Below are 4,196 nucleotides of genomic sequence, written 5' to 3'. Positions count from 1 at the left end.
CAGTAGAGAATGCAATAGAAGCGCATAATTTAATCATTGTCGCTGCACAATTATTGAAGGGTCCTGAGTTGAAGGGTGGAATTGTTGAAGCCACCCCAGAAAGAGTCGTACTCAGAACGACTGAATGTCCGACCTGGGAGTTGTATAACGAGTTTGAGGTAGATTCTGAGCATAGAGCTTGCGATCCCGCTTGCCAAATATGGACAGAAGAAGGAATTACGGCAGTTAATACTAAGATAGCTTTGAAACTCACAAAGGCACGACCAAGAGGAGACCTCTACTGCGAATTTGTCTTTGAGTTTAAGGACGAATAACCCTTAGAACTCCTAACGAATTAAAGATGACGACTTCTTTAACTTTCCTTTGAAAAAGTTGTTGGAAAACTTCTAAAAATTTTTTATAGAAGTTCTACACTGTACATGATTTTGGAAAAAATAAGAAGAGGGGGACACAGAATTATGCCAGAAAGGTTGATAGGCGATATAGAAATATATTATGAAATCACTGGTGAAGGTGAGCCGTTATTACTTGTTCATGGGTTAGGCTCTAGCACACGAGATTGGGAAGAACAAGTTCCTATTTTTTCTCAAAAATATCAAGTTATTACCGTGGATATTCGTGGGCATGGACAAACAGATAAACCTAAGGGACCATACAGTATATCAAAATTTGCGAAAGATATCGCTGAACTGGTGATGTCATTGGGATTCACTTCTGTAAATGCCTTAGGACTATCTTTAGGTGGAATGATTGCTATTCAACTCACAATTGATTATCCAGAACTAATTAAAACTCTTGTAATCGCAAATACAGATGCTGTATCTAGAGATCTTGCATTGCTTGAAAAAATTAAAAGTGACAGGATAAAAGCTATTAAATCTAGAGGGATGAGAGGCATGGGCGAAGTATTAGCTCCTGCCCTGTTTATAAAACCTGAGCATGAAGAATTACGTAAGAAGTTCGTTGAGAGATGGGCGGAAAATAATCAGGAAGCCTATATAAATGCTTTGAAATCAATCGCAGGATGGAATGTTGCTGACCAACTTCATACAATTAAATGTCCCACATTAGTTCTTGCATCTGATGAAGATTATACTCCAGTTTCTGTTAAAGAAGAAATGGTAAAGCAAATTCAGAATTCTCAAGTAATAGTTATTAAAGATGCCAGGCATTTTCTTCCTTTGGAAAGACCCACAGAGTTTAATGCTGCAGTTATGGAATTTTTATCAAAACACTAATTTTTTCCCAAATTTCAGGTTGCGATTGATTAACCCTTAGAACTACAAACGAATCAAAGATGACAACTTCTTTTGAATTGCAGTTCAAAAGCAAGCCTATCGAAGAAAAAATCGAATAAACTATTTACTTTTTTTGTCTTGTTATTTCTAAAAATTAATTGCATGAGTATTGAGTTTTAGTTAAAATAGCTACTATAAAGCGTTTTAATTTATAGTGTTGTAGAGTTTTAGAGAAAGTTATTTAACAAAGATAAGTTAATTTGATGCAAGGGGATTAGGGCATAATTGAAGTGATATGTGATGGTAGAAGATGTCAATCTTAGGGCAATTTACGAAGAGCTCAAGGTAATAAGAGATGTGATAAAAAAACTAACCGATAAAATCGAATTTATAGAGCTTGCACTAATTGGAGAAGAAGAGATTAGTATGGAAGACGCTGAAGAATTGGATAAACTAGCTAAAGAAACAAGAGAGAAAGGTGTTGAATGGGAAAAATTTAAGGCAAGGCTTGACTTATGAGTTTTAAAATCATAATACATCAAAAAGTAGCCAAAGCCTTAGTCGATTTGGAAAAATCTCATCAAAAAAGATTTGCTGATTTTTTAGAAACTCTAAAAGAGTTCCCACTTCCATATAAAAGATTCGACATTAAAAAATTGAAAGGATACGATCACCGTTTTAGAGTTCGTTTAGGAGATTTTCGCCTTGTTTATGAAATTGACAAAGAGGAAATGTTAGTTCTAGTTCTAAAACTTGAGAGAAGAAAGCATGTGTATAAATGACTTCAATCCCTAAGACACAATTTTTCAAAACACCTGCGTGAATTATTGATTAATAGTTGATATAGCTACGTAAAACTAATTTAACCAGTAGAATCGCGTTTTTTAGGATGAGATGGCGAAAACTCATTCATATATCGGATTAATAAGAATGCGATCACCCGAAAGCTTTATATTGATGACTCTACAAATTATACGGCGATATAATAATACAATAATATACAACCTATTTCTGTTTTTTTTGCGCTGGATATACCACCTATTTTTTCGTGCTGGAATTGTGTACGCCCATATGAACGAATTCACTTTGAGAGATGAAGTATGAGGTAAATTCGATTGACAAAACATACCAAACAGAAGCGCATTCTCGTTATACTATTTGTTGCTTTGTTTTTCGTATCTGCAAACATCCTTGTTTTCTGTACAACCGAAGTACAAGGTGTTGACATTGTAGAGTCCTTTGATCCTCCAGGAGAAGACCCAGATGGGTTGGCTTGGGATGGAAACTATCTCTGGAACGCCGATAACGAGGATCATAAAATTTACAAGCTCAATCCGTCCACTGGTGAGGTAGTCACTTCCATCGAATTTTCTCCAAAATGGCATCTAAGCGACTTGACCTGGGGTGAATCATCCCTCTGGGCGTTTACTGGCGATATATACAGGATTAATCCGTCTACTGGTGAGGTGATCAAATCCTTTGAGTCTCCAGGAAAGTACCACCCAGGAGGGTTGGCCTGGGATGGACAATCCTTGTGGCACTCCGATTATGAGGAAAATAAAATTAACAGGATTAATCCGTCTACTGGTGAGGTGATCAAATCCTTTGATTCTCCCGGAAATAACCCAGAGGGATTGGCCTGGGATGGACACTACCTCTGGATCGCTACAGTTTCACGTTCTTCGATGCGTTCCAATGCAATTATTTACAAGGTAAGCCCATCCACAGGTGCTGTTAAAGATTCCTTTTCTTATCCTGATAAGGGGGTAAGTGATTTGGCTTGGGATGGTCACTACTTATGGATTATCGACAACGATGACGATAAGATCTATAAAATTGATCTAGTGGCAGAATCGCGACCGAGCGTTGAAATAACCACTCCCAGTAGCGGCGATACGGTTCAGGGTATCATCACCATTTTCGCCTATGCCAAGGATGCCGATGGTATAGACAAGGTAGACTTCTACATCGATGGTTCCTTAGCGTATACAGACACCAACCCATCGAATAACATGTATGCCTACGACTGGGACAGCACCTCTGTTAGTAATGGAAAATGCACTGTTAAAATCACCGCATATGATAATTTTGGTAATACAAACTCAGATGCTATAACAGTCTCAGTGAACAATGTCGCCCTTGAAGAACCTATAGAACCGTATTGGGGCAACTTAAGAGTTGGTAATGAAATGCAGTGGTACCGGCCGCCAGTTTCTCCCGGTGACGTTATGTTCGGCGTTCATACCTACGAACTAGAGATTCTTGCGATTTATGAGAAAAGCTTAAAGGTCGAGTTCAATGGGAAAATAGACACCTTAACATCTGATGACCTCTGGCCTTGGATTTATCCTGAAGCTTTAATACAGGAGAATAACGACGTTATATTGAAGGAATATGAATATAACGGAAGTATTTACGTAGCGGCATATCTTATTCAGTATGATTCATGGGACCCGAAAACGTCTGAGAATCCTGCCTTCTCTTTAAACTGGCACAAACGTTATGAATTTTGGTGGGATTACAGCACGGGAATCCTTATTAAATATGAGATTACTCAGCGCGATTATGGTGTAGCAGGTGAACTTTCACTAAAGCATACAAATGCGAATCTGACTACTCCTGAAATGATACGGGGATACCAACTGTTAAACCTGCAAGGATTCCTGAAAAAGTACTGGATCGCCCTCGTTGTTATTGTTGCGCTCGTTTCTATCGTAATAGTGGTCTTATACAGACGCGCAAGACTCCAGAAAAAGAAAAACACATAAGCCGAATGAGTGGCGCTAGCCTATTTTGTAGTATCCACCACCTTGCTATGCCTCACAGCTCATCTTTGGAGCATGCCAACTATATAACCGTCTATAGATTTTTTTGAAGCGAGACTTCGTCAACTACATTATACTTGATTTTTAGTTAGAATAGCTACTATAAAGCGTTTAATTTATATAGTAGTGTAGC

5 protein-coding genes are annotated in these 4,196 nt (G+C 38.1%); all 5 read left to right on the top strand.

Annotated elements, in window-relative coordinates; all coding sequences use genetic code 11:
• Positions 1-314: hypothetical protein (locus L6N96_05715; protein ID MCP8323655.1), on the top strand; the 314-nt coding region annotated here is incomplete at its 5' end.
• Positions 315-458: 144 nt separating this feature from the next.
• A complete protein-coding gene (locus L6N96_05710) occupies positions 459-1,238 on the top strand; it encodes an alpha/beta hydrolase (GenBank protein ID MCP8323654.1) in 780 nt (259 codons plus the stop codon).
• A 300-nt stretch (positions 1,239-1,538) separates the two neighbouring features.
• Complete coding sequence (locus L6N96_05705) at positions 1,539-1,757, top strand: hypothetical protein (protein MCP8323653.1); 219 nt, start codon at positions 1,539-1,541, stop codon at positions 1,755-1,757.
• A complete protein-coding gene (locus L6N96_05700) occupies positions 1,754-2,020 on the top strand; it encodes a type II toxin-antitoxin system RelE/ParE family toxin (protein ID MCP8323652.1) in 267 nt (88 codons plus the stop codon). Before L6N96_05705 ends, L6N96_05700 begins: the two co-directional genes overlap by 4 nt.
• 333 nt (positions 2,021-2,353) lie before the next feature.
• Entirely contained in the window at positions 2,354-4,006 is a 1,653-nt protein-coding gene (locus L6N96_05695) for an Ig-like domain-containing protein (protein ID MCP8323651.1), read from the top strand.
• Positions 4,007-4,196: the final 190 nt, after the last annotated feature.

The organism is Candidatus Methylarchaceae archaeon HK02M2, assembly GCA_024256165.1.
Taxonomy (GTDB): domain Archaea; phylum Thermoproteota; class Nitrososphaeria; order Nitrososphaerales; family JACAEJ01; genus HK02M2.
Note: the sequence above shows the minus strand (reverse complement) of the source record. Positions and strands in the feature narration are given on the sequence as shown.